The 19,909-nt window shown below is 45.8% G+C and carries 18 protein-coding genes; 8 read left to right on the top strand and 10 right to left on the bottom strand.

Going from position 1 to position 19,909, the window contains the following annotated elements:
* The first annotated feature begins 102 nt into the window (after positions 1-102).
* Positions 103-1,167 carry an ABC transporter substrate-binding protein gene (locus D829_RS0101880; RefSeq protein WP_017687136.1) on the top strand — a complete coding sequence of 355 codons (1,065 nt, stop codon included), beginning with the start codon at positions 103-105 and terminating at the stop codon, positions 1,165-1,167.
* A 219-nt stretch (positions 1,168-1,386) separates the two neighbouring features.
* Positions 1,387-2,592: an MFS transporter gene (locus D829_RS0101875; protein WP_017687135.1), complete on the top strand. Its 1,206-nt coding sequence runs from the start codon at positions 1,387-1,389 to the stop codon at positions 2,590-2,592.
* A gap of 101 nt (positions 2,593-2,693) precedes the next feature.
* On the opposite strand, the gene D829_RS0101870 is transcribed toward D829_RS0101875, so the two are convergent.
* Positions 2,694-3,146, bottom strand: coding sequence for an Lrp/AsnC family transcriptional regulator (locus D829_RS0101870; protein WP_017687134.1), 453 nt, complete (start codon positions 3,144-3,146; stop codon positions 2,694-2,696).
* A gap of 170 nt (positions 3,147-3,316) precedes the next feature.
* Here D829_RS0101870 and D829_RS0101865 point away from each other — a divergent pair, with 170 nt between their 5' ends.
* The gene (locus D829_RS0101865) at positions 3,317-4,501 is read left to right on the top strand and encodes a serine hydrolase domain-containing protein (protein ID WP_017687133.1); all 1,185 of its coding nucleotides are present in this window, start codon (positions 3,317-3,319) and stop codon (positions 4,499-4,501) included.
* A 55-nt stretch (positions 4,502-4,556) separates the two neighbouring features.
* Here the strand turns inward: D829_RS0101865 and D829_RS0101860 are convergent, their stop codons facing one another.
* Together D829_RS0101860 and sigK are read right to left on the bottom strand one after the other, a co-directional pair.
* Positions 4,557-5,918, bottom strand: coding sequence for an amino acid permease (locus D829_RS0101860; RefSeq protein WP_017687132.1), 1,362 nt, complete (start codon positions 5,916-5,918; stop codon positions 4,557-4,559).
* Between the two features lie 678 nt (positions 5,919-6,596).
* Entirely contained in the window at positions 6,597-7,295 is a 699-nt protein-coding gene (gene sigK, locus D829_RS0101850) for an RNA polymerase sporulation sigma factor SigK (protein WP_017687130.1), read from the bottom strand.
* A gap of 325 nt (positions 7,296-7,620) precedes the next feature.
* Between sigK and D829_RS0101845 the strand changes: the two genes are divergently transcribed.
* On the top strand, positions 7,621-7,971 hold the full coding sequence (locus D829_RS0101845) for a hypothetical protein (protein ID WP_017687129.1): 351 nt from the start codon (positions 7,621-7,623) through the stop codon (positions 7,969-7,971).
* Positions 7,972-8,266: 295 nt separating this feature from the next.
* Here D829_RS0101845 and D829_RS0101840 read toward each other — a convergent pair whose 3' ends face one another.
* The 4 genes from D829_RS0101840 to D829_RS0101825 form a co-directional block, all read right to left on the bottom strand.
* Complete coding sequence (locus D829_RS0101840) at positions 8,267-8,539, bottom strand: hypothetical protein (protein WP_241230727.1); 273 nt, start codon at positions 8,537-8,539, stop codon at positions 8,267-8,269.
* A 125-nt stretch (positions 8,540-8,664) separates the two neighbouring features.
* The gene (locus D829_RS0101835) at positions 8,665-9,612 is read right to left on the bottom strand and encodes an alpha/beta hydrolase-fold protein (protein WP_017687127.1); all 948 of its coding nucleotides are present in this window, start codon (positions 9,610-9,612) and stop codon (positions 8,665-8,667) included.
* 402 nt (positions 9,613-10,014) lie between these two features.
* A complete protein-coding gene (locus tag D829_RS0101830) occupies positions 10,015-11,253 on the bottom strand; it encodes an MFS transporter (RefSeq protein WP_017687126.1) in 1,239 nt (412 codons plus the stop codon).
* 26 nt (positions 11,254-11,279) lie between these two features.
* Positions 11,280-12,206, bottom strand: coding sequence for an ADP-ribosylglycohydrolase family protein (locus tag D829_RS0101825; RefSeq protein ID WP_017687125.1), 927 nt, complete (start codon positions 12,204-12,206; stop codon positions 11,280-11,282).
* 500 nt (positions 12,207-12,706) lie between these two features.
* On the opposite strand from D829_RS0101825, the gene D829_RS0101815 reads away from it, so the two are divergent.
* Together D829_RS0101815 and D829_RS0101810 are read left to right on the top strand one after the other, a co-directional pair.
* Positions 12,707-13,375 (top strand): HAD-IA family hydrolase, encoded by a 669-nt coding sequence (locus D829_RS0101815; RefSeq protein ID WP_017687123.1) that lies wholly within the window; start codon positions 12,707-12,709, stop codon positions 13,373-13,375.
* A 47-nt stretch (positions 13,376-13,422) separates the two neighbouring features.
* Complete coding sequence (locus D829_RS0101810; RefSeq protein ID WP_017687122.1) at positions 13,423-14,595, top strand: mannitol-1-phosphate 5-dehydrogenase; 1,173 nt, start codon at positions 13,423-13,425, stop codon at positions 14,593-14,595.
* A 234-nt stretch (positions 14,596-14,829) separates the two neighbouring features.
* Here the strand turns inward: D829_RS0101810 and D829_RS0101805 are convergent, their stop codons facing one another.
* The 3 genes from D829_RS0101805 to D829_RS0101795 all read right to left on the bottom strand — a co-directional run bounded on the left by D829_RS0101805 (position 14,830) and on the right by D829_RS0101795 (position 17,456).
* Positions 14,830-15,720, bottom strand: coding sequence for a hypothetical protein (locus D829_RS0101805; protein WP_017687121.1), 891 nt, complete (start codon positions 15,718-15,720; stop codon positions 14,830-14,832).
* Positions 15,721-15,862: 142 nt separating this feature from the next.
* Positions 15,863-16,516 (bottom strand): YkyA family protein, encoded by a 654-nt coding sequence (locus D829_RS0101800; RefSeq protein WP_017687120.1) that lies wholly within the window; start codon positions 16,514-16,516, stop codon positions 15,863-15,865.
* 37 nt (positions 16,517-16,553) lie between these two features.
* Positions 16,554-17,456 (bottom strand): polysaccharide deacetylase family protein, encoded by a 903-nt coding sequence (locus D829_RS0101795; protein WP_241230726.1) that lies wholly within the window; start codon positions 17,454-17,456, stop codon positions 16,554-16,556.
* 228 nt (positions 17,457-17,684) lie between these two features.
* Between D829_RS0101795 and D829_RS0101790 the strand changes: the two genes are divergently transcribed.
* Both D829_RS0101790 and D829_RS0101785 read left to right on the top strand, forming a co-directional pair.
* A complete protein-coding gene (locus D829_RS0101790) occupies positions 17,685-18,629 on the top strand; it encodes a DMT family transporter (protein WP_017687118.1) in 945 nt (314 codons plus the stop codon).
* Positions 18,630-18,692: 63 nt separating this feature from the next.
* Positions 18,693-19,529, top strand: coding sequence for a sulfurtransferase (locus tag D829_RS0101785; RefSeq protein ID WP_017687117.1), 837 nt, complete (start codon positions 18,693-18,695; stop codon positions 19,527-19,529).
* Positions 19,530-19,909: the final 380 nt, after the last annotated feature.

Below are 19,909 nucleotides of genomic sequence, written 5' to 3'. Positions count from 1 at the left end.
AACAAATTAAATTTAGCTATTTACAACGTGTTTTCTCGGATTATAATTGAGAATGATTATCTTTGTCAATTCAAAACACATAGAAAAGGGGTTCATCGTTTAATGAAATTCACATCCAGAACTATTGGCTTCGCTGCTCTAAGTCTCCTGTTACTGCTGCTTGCAGCCTGTTCAAATGCATCAACTTCTTCCCCTGCCGAAGAAACAACTTCAACAACTAACACGACAGAAACTTCAGCTTCTGCTGAGAATACTAATAAAACGACATACCCGCTCACCATTGAGAACTTCACGATCTCGGGTGAAGGCGGCGAGTGGAAACCCAAAGTGCAAGTATTCGATAAAGCACCTGAACGTGTTGTTGCGAATACCCAATCTGCGGCTGAGATGCTCATCAAATTAGGTCTGACCGATAAAATGGTCGGTGTTGCTGCTCTATATGGTTCCGTTACACCGGATGTGGCTGATGATTTCGCCCAAATTCCGGTATTGTCCAAGGATTATGTCGGTAAAGAGCTGGTTGTAGGTGCAAGCCCAGATCTGGTACTCGGACGGGGCGACCTATTCGCTGATGCAGACTGGGGCGTGGGTACCGTCGATGGATTGAATGACATGAATATCCGCACGTTCCTGCAAACAACCAACCACAAAGGTTCACTCGATAGCCTGTATAGCGATATTGCACAACTTGGGAAGATCTTCGATGTTCAAGAAAATGCCACAACATTCACGGAAAATCTGAAGACTCGTGTTGCAGCCATTAAGGCAAGTGTAGCCGATCAGCCTGATCATACTTTTGCCTATATCGTACCCTCTACAGAAGACACCATTACGGTAAGCAGCATGCAGAACGATACGTATCAGCTTGATGCACTTGGCCTGCTGAAACTGAAAAATACGTTTGATGGTGTGCAAGGTGAGGTAAGTGTTGAGCAACTGATCACAGCAAATCCGGACTACCTGCTCTTGTCCGCGTATGCTGGTTCACCGGATATCGATAAGCTAATTGAGAACCTGTATGCCAACCCTGCCCTGCAAAGTATGAACGCAATTAAAAACAAACAGATCTATGTCACAGATTTCAGCCAGTTCTGGGGTTATGGATATCAAATTCTGGATGGTATTGAGAAAATGGGACAGGAAATGAAAGCTAATCCAATCAAGTAATGACTTGAGCCAATGAGCAGGAGAAGACATTCTCACTGCTCATTTTTCAGTTCACTTTAGAACATACTAAATTAACGGATAAACTCACAAATTAAATTAAATATCATGTTAAAACCTCCTTCTTACCTTTAATCCTGTATGCAAAAGTTTGATTTTTTCAGATAAGCTTAAATGCATAGTTCTGGATAGGATTAAAATATAAGAAATGAGGTTTTATTCATGACCGCTCACACATCCCTCCCAAACCAAAGGGAGATACCTTCCATATCTTCAAAACGCCTTCCGTGGGCTGGGCTTCTTGCATTAGCCATGGCGGGATTTATTTGCATCCTCACTGAAAGCCTGCCTGCGGGACTGCTGCCTCAAATCGCAAAAGACTTGGGGATCACAGAAGCCCTCACCGGACAGTTGGTGACTCTTTATGCCATTGGATCACTTGTTGCTGCCATTCCCTTGACTGCTGCTACACGCGGATGGAGACGCCGACCTCTACTGTTAGTATGCATTAGTGGTTTTCTTGTCTTTAACACCGTTACCGCCTTATCTTCGGATTATATCCTGACACTTGCTGCTCGTTTCATGGCGGGAGTCTCTGCGGGTGTGTTATGGGGAATGACAGCAGGTTATGCTCGTCGGATGGTCCCGGATTCGTTAAAAGGTAAAGCGATGGCTGTGGCTATGGTCGGCACACCCGTGGCACTAGCCCTTGGTGTTCCAATCGGTAGTTTTCTCAGTTCTTATATCGGCTGGCGCCTCATCTTCGGGATGGTATCTCTTCTGACCGTAGCTTTAATCGTATGGGTTCTCTGGAAAATGCCGGATTTTGCTGGAGAGCCAGCTGGTGAACGTCTTCCGCTGCATAAGGTGTTTTTAATTCCGGGAGTTAGGCCTATTCTGTTTGTTGTTCTGGCCTGGATGCTTGCCCATAACATTCTATATACCTATATTTCTCCCTACCTTGCCCAGACCGTATTTGCTAACAGAGTCGACTTGATTTTGCTCATTTTCGGTTTTACTTCCATTGTTGGAATTTGGTTAACCGGCATGCTCATTGACCGATTTTTGAGGAGATTGGTTATCATTAGCTTGGCATCATTCGCTCTGGCCTCTGTCGTGATGGGAATCGCTACTCATCAACCTGTGATTATTATCCTTGGCGTCATGATCTGGGGACTTACGTTTGGCGGGGCCGCGACACTGTTACAGACTGCCATCGCTCAAGCCGGAGGCAAAAGCACAGATGTCGCCCAATCGATGCTGGTTACAGCATGGAATCTGGCGATTGGCGGAGGAGGCATCATCGGGGGCATCCTTCTTGAAGTATTTGGAGCAGGATACCTTTCTGGGGCGCTGTTTATCTTGCTCATTCCTGCGTTGCTTGTAGCTATGCGTGCTTATAAATATGGATTTACCAGAGCAAATTAACAGGAAAACATTTTGCATGAGTTACACGCAGGAGGAAAGAGGAGTTCACTTGATGTGGACTCCTCTTCTGCATTACATTTCAAAGTTTTATAGACTGAGTCTTATTCTGCCTGTGCCAGCAAATTTGGTCCTTCCACGAGATTCTTATGTGCAATCGGAGAAGACATCGTAATCAAGGTCATGTAAGTACCGTACGGATCACACTTGTTCTGAAACTCCTCGAGTCCCTGAATGGTATCTGTGAGGATTTTCAGCAAGTAATTGTACTCTCCGCTTATCCGATAACATTCCACAACTTCAGGTGACGCACGACAGAAATCCAGGAAAGGATAACAATCCCGCGTACGAAAAAGAACATAGGCTGTGCTCTGCTTGCCCAATTTGGATGGGGAGATTACGGTTCGATATTCCTCGATAATTCCCTTTTCTTCCATTCGTTTGACTCGTTCAGTAACGGCGGGCTGAGATAACCCCACCAGTTTGCCGAGTTCGGTCATGGATAATCTCGCCTGATTCTCCAAGTGATACAGAATATGCTGATCTATTTCGTCCAAGTGATCCACTCCTTTAAATACATAAGATATATTCAGAAATTACCTTAAGTATAATCGCCAATTCATTATAATGCCTTTAACAAACCATGTAATACAAGATCAATCATTTATATAATAAACACAGTTATCACGAGAAATCAAATACATCAGTTGGTGAGAGGAAGATAAGCATGAGAAAAGAAGACATGACGGCATTGCATAATTATGTGGATGAAGCCATTGACCGCGCTCTAAGCGAAAAAAGAATCGTAGGAACAGTTGTACAGGTTGCATTAGGAGGGGAACTGGTATATAGCCGGGCTGCTGGTTTCGCAGACAGGGAGCAAAAGCGTACCATGTCGGAAAACGCTCTGTTTCGACTTGCTTCCGTAACCAAACCTATTGTCTCGACAGCAGCTCTGGCATTAATCTCACAAGGAAAGCTGAGTCTGCATGATCCTGTGACACGCTGGCTTCCTGCATTCCGGCCCAAACTTGCCAATGGTCAAGACGCTTTAATATCAGTACATCAGTTGATGACGCACACCGCAGGCTTGACATACCGTTTCTTCCAAGAAGATCAGGGAACCTATGAGCTTGCAGGAGTATCGGACGGAATGGATTGGTCTGAAATGAGTCTGGAGGAGAATCTGCAAAGGCTGGCTTTTGCTCCTCTTTTGTATGAGCCAGGCAACATGTGGAGATATTCCATTGCGACAGATGTACTTGGTGCCGTTATCGAAAAGGTAACTGGGATGTCACTACGAGAAGCTGTCCAAACGCTGGTTACTCATCCACTCCACATGACCGACACTGACTTTGTTGCGGTGGATTTGGATCGATTGACAGCCGCATACGCTAATGGTTCTGAAGAACCGCGTCTCCTTCATAAGGAGTTGGAGCAGATTCCTTTTATGGAGGGTACTGCTGGCTTCCGACTGTCACCCAATCGTACCAACTGTACTTCTGCTTACTTATCGGGCGGAGCGGGTATGGTTGGAAGTACCGGAGATTTTCTTACTTTACTTGAAGCGTTGCGACAAGGAGGACAGCCTCTCCTTACAGAAGCCGTTGCGGCTGAGATGTCTACCAATCAAATCGGTGATCTCGTGATGCCATACTGGCCAGGCAGAGGGTTTTGCCTTGGTTTTACCGTACTTAAAGATCCTGTCGCAGCCGGTACACCGGAATCCCCGGGTACGTGGCGGATGGGTGGAACTTACGGTCATTCCTGGTTTGTTGATCCAAAAGAAGAACTTAGTGTTGCAGCATTTACCAACACGGCACTTGAAGGGATGTCGGGCCAGTATAGCATCGATATCTGTGATGCCGTCTACGCAGGCATTCGTGAAGGCAAAGAGGCTGCAAGAATATAAATACGAATAACCGCCCAATATCATTGGGCGGCTTTATTTGGCAACGAGGGTAAGACTACTGTCTGTTATTACTCAAATTTTTCTTTTTGAGAAGGTAGATCCCAGCAACCAGGATAAACCACACTGGCGTGACAAACAGTGCCACACGCGTGTCCTCTGCCAACGCCAACACCACCAGCACAAATGCCAAAAACGCTAGGATCAAGTAGTTCGAGAACGGATAAAGTGGCAGTTTGAAGCGGCTACTACTCGCCAGTTCCGGCTGAGTACGACGATATCTGAGATGACAGATCACCATGATGCCCCAGACAAAAATGAAACACACGGTCGACACGCTCGTGATCAGCGTAAATACGCCTTCTGGCATGATATAGTTCAGCACAATCGCGATCAGAATAACAATCGTGGAGAAAAACAGCGCATTGGAGGGGACTTTCCTCTTGTTCAGTCTTGCAAATGATTCAGGTGCGTTGTGATCCTTTGCCATGGAGAACACCATACGGCTTGTACTGAAAATGGCACTGTTACACGCTGACGCTGCGGAAGTCAGTACCACGAAGTTCACAATGCCTGCTGCGGCTGCAATACCTACAGCGGCAAACACTTGTACAAACGGACTTTCAGTAGGCACAATGGCAACCCACGGATAAATACTCATAATAATCAGCAGTGCGCCAACATAGAAGAGCAGTACCCGGATCGGAATCTGGTTAATTGCTCTCGGAATAACCTTCTCCGGGTTCTCCGTTTCCCCAGCTGTAAGTCCCACCAGTTCCATGCCTACAAAGGCGAACACCACCATCTGGAACGATATGATGAACCCATGCAGTCCATTCGGAAACCATCCCCCATGACTCCACAGATTGGTGAAACTTGCTGGACCCTGATCCGTCGTAAAACCTTTGAATATCATATATAAACCAACAATAATGAGTGCCAGAATAGCCACGACTTTAATCAGGGCAAACCAGAATTCCATCTCCCCAAACAACTTGACCGTTGCCAAGTTCATGATTAGCAAAATGACTAACGCAATTAACCCTGGCATCCACTGAGGTACATTTGGAAACCAAAACTGTGTATACAATCCAACTGCCGTAATATCAGCCATGGCAATGGAGATCCAGCAGAACCAATAGGTCCAGCCTGTAATAAATGCCGCCATATTTCCCAGGTAATCACGCACAAAATCGACAAAGGAATGATACTGCAAGTTGCTTAACAGCAGCTCCCCCAATGCACGCATGATCAGGAACAACACAACACCCGTAATAATGTAGGCCAGCAAGATGGATGGCCCTGTCAGCTGGATCGTTTTGCCTGCTCCGAGAAACAGACCTGTACCGATCGCACCTCCAATCGCCATCAACTGCACGTGCCTGTTCTTTAATCCCCTTGTTAACGTTTCTTGCTGCATGATCAACCACCACTCTCTTTCTGCAAATGCTCTCTACGATGCAAAATATTATTACTCATCATATAATAATCTGCTCAGAATACATATCCCTCATTTATATTTTTTTGCACAGCAAAAAGGCCACCTTTGTAAGAGGTGACCTCTTGATATGCTCGTATTTCATGCCCTTTGCTTTTATAATCTTGAGTTGCATTCGATCCATACTATCATCAGCCTATGTACATTCCTTTGTTATTCTCATGCCACGTCATGCTGATTATACATATCTATTGAAGTATACTAAAATATAAGCCAAGCATAGAGCGGCAACAACTAAAAAGGTAATCGCTAATGAACGTTCGTTTTTCCAAATTCGAATAGCATTAGCAACACTAATCATCAATAACGCAATAAAGTTAATAACACTCGAATACGATTGAAACGTGTTGAAAACGATCATCATAAATCCTACGATCCAGATTAACAAAAACCACAGTGGAGTTTTCCGAAAAAGCTGCTTCATTATGATTTACTCCTTATATATTAAATTGGTATGTGTACAAGATATTCTTCAACAGGGATGAAAATTCCTTTATTTAGGTTATAATCCCAAATAATTAATACTATTTAGATCCCATTTTAAGTATCTTCACAGTAAAAAGGGCTCCCGATAAAGGCGCCCTCTGGTCTGTTCAACAACTACTTTTGCTTATAAAACTCGTGGTACAGCTTCATTAACGCCCGCTTCTCAATCCGTGATACATAAGAACGTGAGATGCCCAGTTCCTTCGCAATTTCGCGTTGAGTTCGTTCCTCCCCGCCGGCTTCCAGGCCAAATCGACCGATTACAACTTCCTTCTCCCGATCATCCAGGATGTCTAGATTGCGATAAATTTTGCTTTTTTCAATCTTGAGCTGTACCCGATCTACGACATCATCAGCTTCTGTGCCAAGGATATCGATTAATGTAATTTCATTGCCTTCTTTGTCCGTACCAATGGGGTCATGCAAGGATACATCTTTGCGTGTTTTCTTCAGGGAGCGGAGATGCATCAAAATTTCGTTTTCAATACATCTCGCCGCAAATGTGGCAAGCTTCGTGCCTTTGCCTTGTTGAAAACTTTCGATCGCTTTGATCAAACCAATGGTTCCAATGGAAATCAGGTCTTCCTGATCTTCACCCGTATTGTCGAACTTCTTGACGATATGCGCGACGAGACGCAGATTGTGTTCAATGAGCAGATTACGAGAGTGGGCATTGCCTTCAGCCATAAGGCGTAAATGTTTGGCTTCATCACCCTCAGCCAGTGGCTGGGGGAACGCATTATTTTTGACATACGAGACGAGTAACGTTAACTCTTTAATGAATAGAGCAATTGCGGTAAACAATCCGGGCACAGATGACACCTCCTGCAGTTTTACAACGATCTGGCCTGAGCACGTGTGGGAACAGGGTCGATCTATTGTATGTAGGCAGAGGCCCAGAAGTGCATGTACGGGGAAATAGGTACGGGCTATAAAGCTTTAAAAAATATTATTTTATGTAAATGAAGTGGGTAGCATATCCAACCTTTTAATATTGTCATTCTCCTTTCTTAATGAATTATCAATTTTATTAAGATACGATAAAAGAAATTTATTCCATTAAAGATGTAAACATGCTAACATAATAAAGCGCTACTTTTTGACTAGTAAAATAGTACATAAGACTCAGGAGGTTGTTATGGGAACCGTATCACAACAGAAAGCGAAAAAGGAAATCAAGAAAGTAGACAGACTTGGCAGAGCAGTAGTATCCTTTATATTTAGTTTTATTGGATTAGCCTCCCTAGCTTTATTCCATATGGCAATGGAAGCAAATAAAAGCTACAATACAAATGGAAACGGAATAATGATCACAATGGCATTGGTTTTATTAATTAACGCAACTAGTTTTTTTCTTGGCATGAGTGCTAGACGCTCAACATCGGGAAGAGGGTTGGCTATTGCGGCAATTACTATAAGCGCAATTCCACTGGCTCTTATGCTTCTATTAATAATAGCTACATTACTTGCGATGCTTTTAATGAACTAAGCCCTCACTGGGCTTATATTTATTTCATCAGTACTATTGTCAAGTGGCTAGATCCCAGTACACCATTATAAGTGGTGTTAGATTCCTTAAGTCACATCTGATTATACTTCTTTTGGGATTTTACTTTTATCTACTCTTTTGGTTACATAAATAAGACTTGTTGTTTTCGCGAATAAATTTATTTTTCATCTCTATCCCCCTTCAATCTAAATGTCTATTTTCAAGAAAACTAAAAAAAGCGACACCCTAGGGCCACCTCACACTAAATAAATTTTCATAAGATCTTGCGAAGATTTCACAGACTCACAGAAACAATGGAGCCCACCCGCTGAAGCAGGAGAAATTCTTTTTCCACACTTTCGATAAAATACTTCTTTTCACCAAATAGGATAACATCATTCTGGACTAATGAAACAGCGCTTTTAAAATAGATCACATTGTCTGTTTCCCGAAACGCACCTTTGTAATAAAACATCAGATCCCTCTCCTTCATAACACTACCTATGTAATCAATTAAACCATTACTTACACTCTCATTAACCCCATCCCCAAAATTAAAAATACCCATGTGCTCCTTTCAGATGACTTGATTCATAACAAAAACCCCAGCTCTGTAGGAAACAGAACTGAGGCTGCGGCATATCCAATATGAATCCCATTAAATATCTGAGAATCACTAGGAATACCGGTTAATCACTTGAAGATTCGTTGTGAGAACTGATACAGGCCGCTGTTCCAGACAGATGGTTCGTGTCCACCTACATCCAGATAAAAGGTATGCGGAATGTTCATGCTGCTCAAGCCGTTTTTGAAATTCTGGCTGACCCATAACAGACCATCACTCGATCCACAGGAGATCCACAACAATTTGAGTTGGCTAGCGACTTGTCCCGGGTTGGAAACCAGCTGCGATACAGATTGCGTATTCGGTGCAGCCGAGAAGGCCCCTACCCAAGCGAAAGTATTCAGATTTTTCAATCCGAAGTTAAGCGACTGCCCACCACCCATGGACAGTCCGGCTAGCGCACGACTATTCTTGTCTTTGTACACCGGATAATTGGCCTCGATATGAGGAATCAGATCCTTGATCAGGTCTTGCTCAAACCGTTCAAACGCAGCCACTTTATCCGGGGCATAAATGTCACCGACTGGACGATCGTCCTTCATGGCACGGCCATTTGGCATAACAACGATCATCTGGGACAGCTTACCTTCAGAATACAGGTTGTCCAGAATGTTCTTTGGTTTCATTGCATTAACCCACTCATACTCATCTCCGCCGATGCCGTGCAGGAGATACAGGACGTTATACTTTTTATTCGGAGAATATCCTGGCGGTGTATACACCGTCGCTTTCCGTGTATTGCCTACCGTTGTGGAGTAATAGGATATCAGATTGGTATTTCCGTGCGGAATATTGTTTCGATAGCCATCATAACCCGGTGGTGCCGGCACCACCGGAGTGTTAGCCAGCGCATTTTGCCCGGTATTATCCATGGTGCCGGTCGCTCCCTGATCTATCACAGACTGAATGGGGGCTGGAGCTGGAGTTTCCTGCATATCCGCTGCAGATGCCATCGTTGGTACAAGGAGTGCTGCTGTGATGGAGAGACTCAGAATCTTAGACAGACGTTTTTTCATTAATATCAATCTCCTTTGGAATATGATTTTAAACCGTGTACGAACCTCATAACAGGTCTTTCAGATACACACAAATCGCAATTGAAAGCCCTTACATTTTAAAACGAAGTTCCTCCTTTCCACGCATGAATATGGACCGAAGTCCTTCACCTTTCCCAATACGGCAGCAAAGATCAGCGATCCATAATTTACAATCAATTCCAATTACATCTTTATTATATCACCTCACAAGACTTGTACATCATCAAAAAACTTAAATAACTATATCTTATAGTTTAAAAAGTATACTTCTTCACACCACCAGACCGTCTATTCGCTCCCCTACTCCGGATCTCATCATGATATAAAAAAGCCTCAACTCTCCGTGTTCGACGGAAGAATTGAGGCAAACGGATTTCATTTTCAACTTGCCGACGCTGCCTCTGCAACCTCTGGACCATGATGTTTACGCTCCATGAACAGACTGAAGAGCAGTCCTAGCAAGCCTAATCCGGCAATAACTGCGGCATACAAAGGTACTGAGATAAGTCCTGTATGCGTAATTGCATACCCACCCATATAGGCACCAGCGGCATTTCCCAGGTTAAATGCCGAATGACTTGAGGTTGTCGCCAGCAGCGGCGCTTCGCGGGTCATATTCATAATCCGAATCTGAAGTCCCGGCATAATACCAAACGCGGCTACACCCCAGAAGAATATGGTGATTACCGCGAGATAAGGATTCTCTAGTGTAATCGTAAGTGCAGCTAACAGAACAGCTAAGATCCCAAAGTTGACGATTAACGAAGGCATCAGCTTCCAGTCTGCCAGACGGTCGCCAACCAAATTGCCCAAGGTTACACCGAAGCCAAACAACACCAGAATCCAGGTCACACTTTGCTCTGCAAAGCCGCTAATATCCACAAGCATCGGCGTAATATAGGTGAAGACTGTAAACAAACTTCCGCACCCCAACGCCCCAATAAGCAGAACCAGCAACACTTGTGGACGAACCAGATTCCGAAATTGCTGTCCGAGGTTTGCTGGTGCTCCATGCGGGAGGACGGGGATGAAACGAATGATACCAATCAACGAAATGATGCCCAAGATCGTAATCGCCCCGAAAGATGACCGCCATCCGAGCTGTTGCCCGATAAATGTACCAAACGGAACGCCAATAATGTTGGCAATCGTTAGCCCCGCGAGAACAACCGATACCGCTCCTGCCCTTCTCTCGGGCGCAACAAGCCGCGTCGCCATGATTGAACCTACACCAAGGAACGTACCATGGGCAAATGCCGTTAATATCCGTGCCGAGATTAACAACCCATAGGTGGGAGCAATGACAGACAATGCGTTCCCGATAATGAAAATGCACATGAGCAGCACCAGCAGTTTCTTCTGTGGAATCTTGTGTGTAAATACGGTCAATATCGGTGCACCTACCGCTACACCAAGCGCATATCCCGTAATGAGTTGTCCTGCCTGCGGAATACTTACATTCAGGTCTGTCGCTACATTAGGCAGCAGGCCCATAATAATAAATTCAGTCATACCAATCGCAAAAGCCCCTATCGTCAGGCATAACAGGGATACTGGAAACGCCCCTCGTTTACCTGACTGTGAAACCTGTGGTTGTACTGTGTGTCCAGTCGTGCTCATAGATGTTCTCTTCTCCTGTCTCTTAATCAACGATTTTCTGTCGCCTTCAACCACAAGGCATCTGTTAGCTGTTCGAACGTTTCACGCATGGCCAGCTTGCCCCGCCAGTGTGCCGGAATGCCGCTGAGCCCGTAATAAGCACCTGCGATTTGTCCGTACACTGCACCCGTGGTATCCGCATCATCACCCAGATTAACAGCTAACAACGCACCTTCTTCAAAGCTTGACGACTTATGAAACGCCCATAGTGCTGCTTCAAATGAACGAACCACATAACCACTGCCCTTAATTTCCGGCGGTTCTTTGCTCAGATAGGAACCCATAACAACCTCTTCAATAGCGGGCGAAAAAGTAGGTTCTTCCCTCCACTGTCTGCATGTCTCCGACATCAGCATGACGCTCTTGTCCGCTCCTCGCAGACCGGCAACAATTATGGCGGCCAGCACTTCACATGCTTCCACGCTTTCCGTTGCAGCATGTGTTGTCCGGGAGCTCAGCCCGGCATAACGGACCGCCTCGTTTGGTTGATTAACATAAGCCATCGCGACAGGTGCAAGCCTCATGATAGAGCCATTGCCCGCCGTCATCGGGTCAGTTGATCCGCTGTAGGCTTCTTCTGTTATCTCAAACCTCTCCAAGGCACTTCGTGTGGCCCCGCCGATATCAAAGCAATCGCCTGTACTGCTCATATACCCGACCTTGTACCAATTGGTATATCTGCGCATCTGATCCGCAGGATCAAAGTTTTCATTGCGTACCAGACTTTCTGCCAGACACAAAGCCATGGATGTATCATCTGTCCACTGCCCGGCCTCCAGCCCGAATACGCCGCCTCCAACGATATCGGTAACAGGTTCGAACGTACCCGGACTACTGAATTCCACCGTAGTTCCCAACGCATCACCCGCTGCAAGCCCGATGAAGCAACCATTGAAACGGTCCTTTTGCAGCATCTTTGTGTTCCTCCCTTACTCCATATACTTTCAAGTTCTTTCTTTCATTTTCCCACATGGCTTCATCCGGCGTAAAGCTAATAAATCCAATAACTTGAGTTCCATTTCTTCTATTATAAAAGTGTCGAAAGCTGTTGAACGGCCAGATTATCAAATTTTCATAAAAAAATTTTTATTTTTTTGAGCTGAAAATACAGTTTATTCAGTACACCGCTTACATGCAAAAGGGTTAACGGTTTGCAACGTTCATCATTTTCTGAAAACAAATCACACATGTGAAAATTTTCAATGTAAACAATCATGACGCACTTGACCCCTCTGTTTGTCCTATGTTACGGTTTTATTAGCTTCAAACGCATATTTTTCCCCAAATTAATATTCATTTTCGGTTTATTGCGTCAACTAATATCCCGCAGGTTAATGAATACAGGGAATGAATTTGCAGAAAATTTTCATTTTTTTTATCCCCGAACTAATTCTGAAACAGGAGGAACAAATTTATGATTAAGGCACTGGTGTTTGATTTCGACGGAACGATTATTGATACAGAGACAGCATGGTATATTGCTTTTCGTGATGCTTACAAGGAACACGGCGTGGATTTAACCCTGGAGATGTATTCACAATGCATCGGTACCAGTCTGAAAACATTTAATCCGTATGAGTACCTCATCACAGATTTGAATCTTCCGATCGATCGGGAAGCGTTCAGGGAGTCCGTTCAGTTGCAGCACGCTGCATTGATGAACAAAGAGGTTGTTCGTCCGGGTATTCAGAATTACCTTGATGAAGCCCGCAAAGCCGGACTAAAACTAGCTGTAGCTTCCAGCTCCAAACGGGAGTGGGTTGAACAGCATCTGGAACAACTGAAACTGAAAGATTATTTTGAAGTCATCCGTACGGCAGATGATGTTGCGAATGTGAAGCCTGACCCGGAACTTTACAATCAAGCACTTGAAGCCCTTGGAGTAACTGCAGACGAAGCCGTAGCGATTGAGGATTCACCTAACGGCGCGCGTGCAGCTGCTGCGGCTGGTATGCACTGCGTAGTCATCTCGAATACCATCACAGGAACATTGGAATTCGATATGCCTCACCAACGGCTGTCTTGCTTGACTGACCTTACATTTAACGATTTGATTTCGAAGCCACTCGTCACTACCGTCTAAGGTCTGCACGAATTTCGCGATCCAATCCTTAAAGGGGGAGTTCACACATGAAAGCTGTACATTTTGGTGCGGGCAATATAGGCCGCGGTTTTATCGGTCATATGTTGTCCGCTTCCGACTATGAAGTCTGCTTTGTCGCACGTAACCCGAGGAAAATCTCCATGCTTCAACAGAGACAGGAATACCCGATTACCCTGGCAAATAAGGATCGGGATACAACGATTGTCAACAACGTGACTGCGATCAACGTGAATGAACAGGATCGTGTTGCGGAAGAGATCGCTTCAGCCGATCTGATCACAACCGCCGTGGGTGTATCTGCACTCGGAGATATCGCCGAACCGATCGCCAAAGGCATTCAACTTCGCATGAAGAACAATAATCAAGCTCCATTGCATATTATTGCTTGCGAGAATGCCATCGGTGGCAGCACCCGACTGAAGAAACGCATCTATCCATTCCTGGATGAACCAACCCGTAAAAAAGCCGAACGTTATGTTTCTTTCCCCAATGCAGCTGTGGACCGGATTGTTCCGGCTCAAAACCACAAGGACCCGCTGCAGGTCACTGTTGAACCTTTTTACGAATGGGTCGTTCATCGTCCAGCACTTCTGGATGGTTTTAAGAAAATAGATGGCGTGCACTATGTGGATTCGCTTGAACCTTATATTGAGCGTAAAATGTTTACGGTCAATACAGGCCACTGTGTCGCCGCGTACTTCGGCTATCTCGAAGGATTCAAGACGATCCGCCAGGTGATGAGTAATTCCACCCTGCGGGCCAAGGTGCGTCATGTTATGGAAGAGACCGGTCAGATGCTCATCCAGAAGCACGGATTCAACGCTCAGAAGCATAACAAATATATCGACACCATACTGGAACGCTTCGCCAATCCCAACCTGACAGATCAGGTTACCCGGGTCGGACGTTCCCCCCTTCGCAAGCTTTCGCCTCATGATCGGCTTGTTCGCCCAGCGATGCAGGCCAGTGAATTCGGAATTGAAATTCCTCATTTGACTTCTGCTATGGCGGCCGCAATGCTGTTCAATGACGAACGCGACGAAGAAGCCATGAAGCTCCAACACATGATTCGCGAAGAGGGTGTCCCCACCTTCATCCGTGAACGCATGGGAATTCCCGACGAACATCCCGTTCATCAGAATGTGATCGCCCGCTATCAAGAACTCAGAGGGCGCAAGGAATCGACTATACTAACCTGATTAGACCTATTAGGGTTACCCGCAAACTGAATAGAAGCACGGCCAAGAAGCCGGGAGGAACCTATGCATCAGCATCGTTCCTTCCGGCTCTTTGTCTTTGCGCGGCACGGTACATTCTATAGTATAGTAACATCAACAAAACAGCGTATCTCCTCTCTCAAGGAAACACGCTGTTTAATGGGGTCGTTTTAACTTACATCATCGTTTGGTTTAACCGTGTTGCTCGTTCATTTTCTACTCATTCATGATGGAATTAAGGGATGCATATGCCATGGGCAGGAAACCATCAGAGGGTTCATCAATAGGTGCATGGATGCGGAAAACGAAACCATTACCGTCCAGCTCTTTGACAATAAAGTACTCTGTTTTCTTATCATTCTGGGACATCATGTACAGTTTTGCATCCTTCATTGGCCCATTGCTGAGTTGTTCAGCCGTTAATTGCTTCACTTCTCCGGTCTCGGACAACTCTTCCTTGGCATCCATCTTCAGCGCATCCAGATTGTAATCCGCCGGTAGCTTCTCAATCTCTATCTCATAATCGGAATCAATCTTCATTGTTAATTCATGGTCTTCCGCGTCAAAAGCCATCGGTTCAAACACATAAAGTGAATAGCCTTTCGCTTGTGCCAGTGTCACTGGACGCTTCTCGGTCATTCCTTCTACCGTTACTTCCAACTCTGACGTCTTCGGACGATCGGACGTTACAGTACCGTCTGCATTGGAACCGTTATTGTCATCACTTGATTCGATTTTTGCAATCGCTGTGAGTACCAGCTGTTTCGTTGTTGCATCAATGGTTTTCTCTACATATTTGAAACGAACGGAATCTTCGTCATCGATATCATCCAGTGATTTCTGCAGATTTTCGCCTACCTGGAATGACATCGGCTCTTCATTCACTCGAATCTCGACGGTGTGCGGATCAGCCCATCCGGTCAGAATACCTTCTGCTTCTATTGCAGCACTTTCATTCGGTTGTCGCTCCGGTGCGGGTGACTGTTCTTCCGTATTATTCACTGGCGGCTGTGCAGCAGGACTGCTGTTCCCACAGGCCACAAGCGAGAATCCCATAAGTAAAACCAGTAGTGATGTACTGACTTTCATTGTATTTCCTTTTCGCATATGAACACCTCCGTTAGCTTATACGCAATGATGCTTGTCCATGTTGCTTCTCATCCATTGGCTTGGCTGTATACTAGTACTTACACGGGAGACAGGCGGCTCAATCATGCAAAATGTCTGAATGGTTGCTCAGATCCTCTACTCAGCTGGCCTGATCCATCTGTACCAGTTTCGCATTGGCTCCGTTAAATGCTTTGGTCTGCAGGTTGAATTGCTTTCGGAATTCAGCAAGCTGCGCATATTCGCTATTCCGTACCCGAATGGCTCGCTTAATCTTAACCAGATTAGGTTCCACACTTTCTCTCATCAGACCATATAACTGCTCATCTGCATTCATACTCTGCTGATACGAAGCAACGAAATTTTCAAATGCACGTGCTCTTGCTTCATACTGATCCAACACCTTCTCAGCCTGGGCCAACGTTTCTTCATTTTCAAACGATAGTTCCTTAAGAGAGCTGCGCAGGGCCACTGTCTTCTCGTTAGTCTGTTTCATGGCCTCTTCCGCCTGCTTCAACAACGTTCTTCGTTCATGAATATGCTCTGCTGCCTGATCCAGGAGTGCTTCGAGATCACTGTTTTTGTTCTTGCCTTTGTCTAAAATAGACTTGTATAACTTCATATCTTCCTGCTCATGACTGGTCAGCGTCTTCAAACTCTGATCGATCTCCTGACCGCTGAGCACCAATTGGTTTATCTGATTTGCCGCAGGCTCCTGCGGATCTCCACAACCACTCACCAGCAGAATTAGCAATACACTAACTGCCGCAAGCGCCACTTTTTTACTCGTTAGCACCCAAGTCCTTCCTCTCTTGCATCATCTTGTTGTTATATTACAAGCGGGTATCTCCGCTAAAATTGGCTACCCAGTGTGCATCCGGATCGTATACTTCGAACTCGTAACCCCGATCTTCGAGTAACTTCAGAATGCGTGGTAAAGCCTGAACCGTCTGCTCGCGCTCATGCATCAGAATCACTTCCTTATCCCGATGTACACTTTTGCTCACCCGGGCCACAATCTTGTCCGGCTGACCTGGAAGATTCCAATCGAGTGAATCTGTCGTCCAGTCCCACATTTTGAACCCGGCCGCCGCAATGTCACCTCTGAACTTTTCACCGATCTGTGGACTGCTGCCATAAGGTGCACGAATCAGATGAGGCGTAAAACCAATCAGGTCCTGCACCATCTTCTGCTCTTTCTTGAACTCTTTCACAAAGTTTGCAGAACTGCCGCTCTTATACAGCTTTTTATAGTTATGCGTCATGCTGTGGAGTCCAGGATAACTGCCTTCCTTCAACAGCCGTTTGACTGCTTCCGGATGTTGATTCAACTGACGTCCGATCATAAAAAAGGTAGCCTTTGCCTCATGCTGCTTCAATATATCCAGCAGTTGTTCCGTATATTCAGTTGGCCCATCATCAAACGTTATGTATGCCAATTTGCGAACCTGACCCTGGAACCGGGCCGGCTCCTCTTTCGCATCCGGAGTAACTTGTATCATGCCAAGCTTGGCCGGCTGTTCGATTACAGTAATCGGAGGCGGCGCCACAACGCTTTTGATCCAATGCGTCATGCCAAGGAATACATATGTAATACCGGTAACGAACAGTACCAGGAGCATTAGAGCTATGCTTACCCTTCCATACCGGATTTTTCTTCGTTTATGTGTTTTCGTGCGACTTGTGCTAGGCGGAATACTGCCACGTTCTCCCGCTCTCTCTTGTTGAACTCTCACTGTCATGCCACTTCCTTACTTTCATTTTTTCCCGATTATTGGTATATTATCTCGTTTCATGTCTCTATATAGAAGATTAATAGAAAAATGGATCGGGAGAATGACAGAATAGTTACAAGCCCGGTTACAATCTACTTATCTCTTCGTTCTCTTTATCTTTCCTGCGGTTGTCTTCTCCTGTATAATGAAGTGATTTACGCCATCAGACTTCAAGAAGGAGCTACACCCATGACAAGCTTGAACCGTGCCGGCAGATCCATCTATCTGTTATTCTTTGTCGGCATTATCGCCATTTCTTTTTCTTCAATCTTTGTACGCTGGTCTACCGCAGATGTTGCGGTCATTGCCATGTACCGTCTTTTTCTGACCAATCTGCTGATGCTGCCGTTTGTCTGGAAATACAGACATGAGATGATGCGGCTGAGCCTACGGCAGTGGGGCTTACTGCTTGCGTCCGGTGTGATGCTGGCCCTTCATTTCCTGCTCTGGATGGGTTCACTGCGGCTCACCAGTGTTGCCAGTTCCACAGTTATTCTCGCGCTGGAGCCTATACTGATTCTGGCCGGTTCGGTATGGCTGTTCAAAGCCAAAATTAACCGCATGATGATCATCGGCATGGGCATCGCCCTGCTTGGATCAATCGTCATTGGCGCAGGAGATTTCCAGTTGGCAGGTACTGCCCTGCAAGGTGATATCCTGTCTTTGCTTGGCACAATTGCAGTCGCTGTCCATATGTTGCTGGGTCAATTTTTGCGAGCGGGACTTAGTGCATTCTCGTATAACTTTTGGGTGTTCTTCGTAGCTGCTTGCACGCTGGCGGTATATAATCTGATCATGGGCCATCCGTTCGGAGGTTACGCTGCGTCAGAGTGGGGAATCTTCCTGCTGCTCGCCATTGTGCCAACGATCTTTGGACATTACCTTTTCAACTGGCTGCTTCAATATATGAATGCCACAACGGTATCCATGGGCGTACTTGGGGAACCCGTATTCTCTTCATTGCTGGCCTGGATGCTGCTCGGCGAATCCCTCAGTGCATTACAGATGTCTGCCGGGGTCGTCATCATATTCGGGGTATGGATTTTCATTCGATATGGCAAAACTAAACCTCAACCCATTCCTGCTGATGCTCCTATCGCTGGCAAAGGGCCTGTTGAACCTACTACGGTATAACGAATTCATTCGTAATGCATAGTTATATACGACTCTACCACTCTCATAAGGCGGTGTATTTTGATGAAAAATATTGTATCCATGCGCTGGCTGCTCGCCAGAATGTATGAACCGGATATGGTCATTGCAGATTGCCGATTCTTGCTCGGTCAACCGGAGGCTGGAAGACAAGCCTATGAAGCTGGGCATATTCCAGGAGCTGTCTATCTCGATTTGGAAAAAGATCTGTCTTCTCCTGTGTCTGCACACGGAGGGCGTCACCCGCTTCCCGATCCGGCTGTGCTCGCAAGTCGTCTCTCTAAAGCTGGCATCGGCTCCAATAGTCGTATTGTTGCTTATGACGATCAGGGCGGCATGAATGCATCTCGGCTTTGGTGGTTGCTTCGCTATATCGGCCATGAACAGGTGTATATCATGGACGAAGGTTTCTCCGCTTGGAAAAACGCCAATTTCCCGGTGACCACGGATGTGCCGGTTCAGATCCCATCTTCCTTTGATGTGAATGTGCAGCCAGCGATGCTGGCAAGTGCCCAGGATGTTCAGCAGGCTTCGGCAAGTGGCAGTTCCGTGTTAATCGACTCCCGTGATGCTCGCCGCTATGCGGGTCTGGAGGAACCCATTGATGCCAAGGCTGGACATATTCCGGGTGCGGTGAATTATTTTTGGAAAGATGTGTTGGATTGGGATGGACGTTGGACAGATACTGAGGTGTTAGAAGAGCGTTTCAGTAAGCTGGACAAGGATGGCGCGATTATCGTGTACTGCGGATCAGGCGTGTCGGCTTGCCCGAACGTGATTGCACTGGAAGAAGTGGGATTCTCGAATGTGAAGCTGTATTCCGGGAGCTGGAGCGACTGGATTAGTTATGAGGAGAATCCGGTGGCGACTGGAGAGGTATAACGTATAGGAAAGTGACAAAAAGAACAAGCGATAGTTGATCGCACTGTTTCGATCTTTGATTCGGGAAGTACCAAAGAATTTTATGCCTACGGCAGCTTGGGTAGGGATGGAGACATTATTTATGGCAAGTTTGGTTTGAAAGCACCACCGATTACTCAAAAGGGAAGCCATCGATAGCGGCCAGAGCTGGGTCAAGCTATCACTGTAGAAATGGTGACCCTGCCAGCCGTACATTAAAAGAACGCAGCCTTATTAAACGGGCTGCGTTCTTTTTAAGTTCTTTTTGCTAGGGCGTGTCTGAAAACTCCGAAGGAAGCAGATGCTGCCGAATTTTCGTTCCAAGCCAGGAAGTTTTCCGCAGGAGTGCCGGGGCACGTCAA

The sequence above is a fragment of the Paenibacillus sp. PAMC 26794 genome, from assembly GCF_000316035.1.
GTDB lineage: Bacteria > Bacillota > Bacilli > Paenibacillales > Paenibacillaceae > Paenibacillus.
The sequence above is the reverse complement of the archived record's forward strand: the minus strand, read 5'-3'. Positions and strand labels throughout refer to the sequence as shown.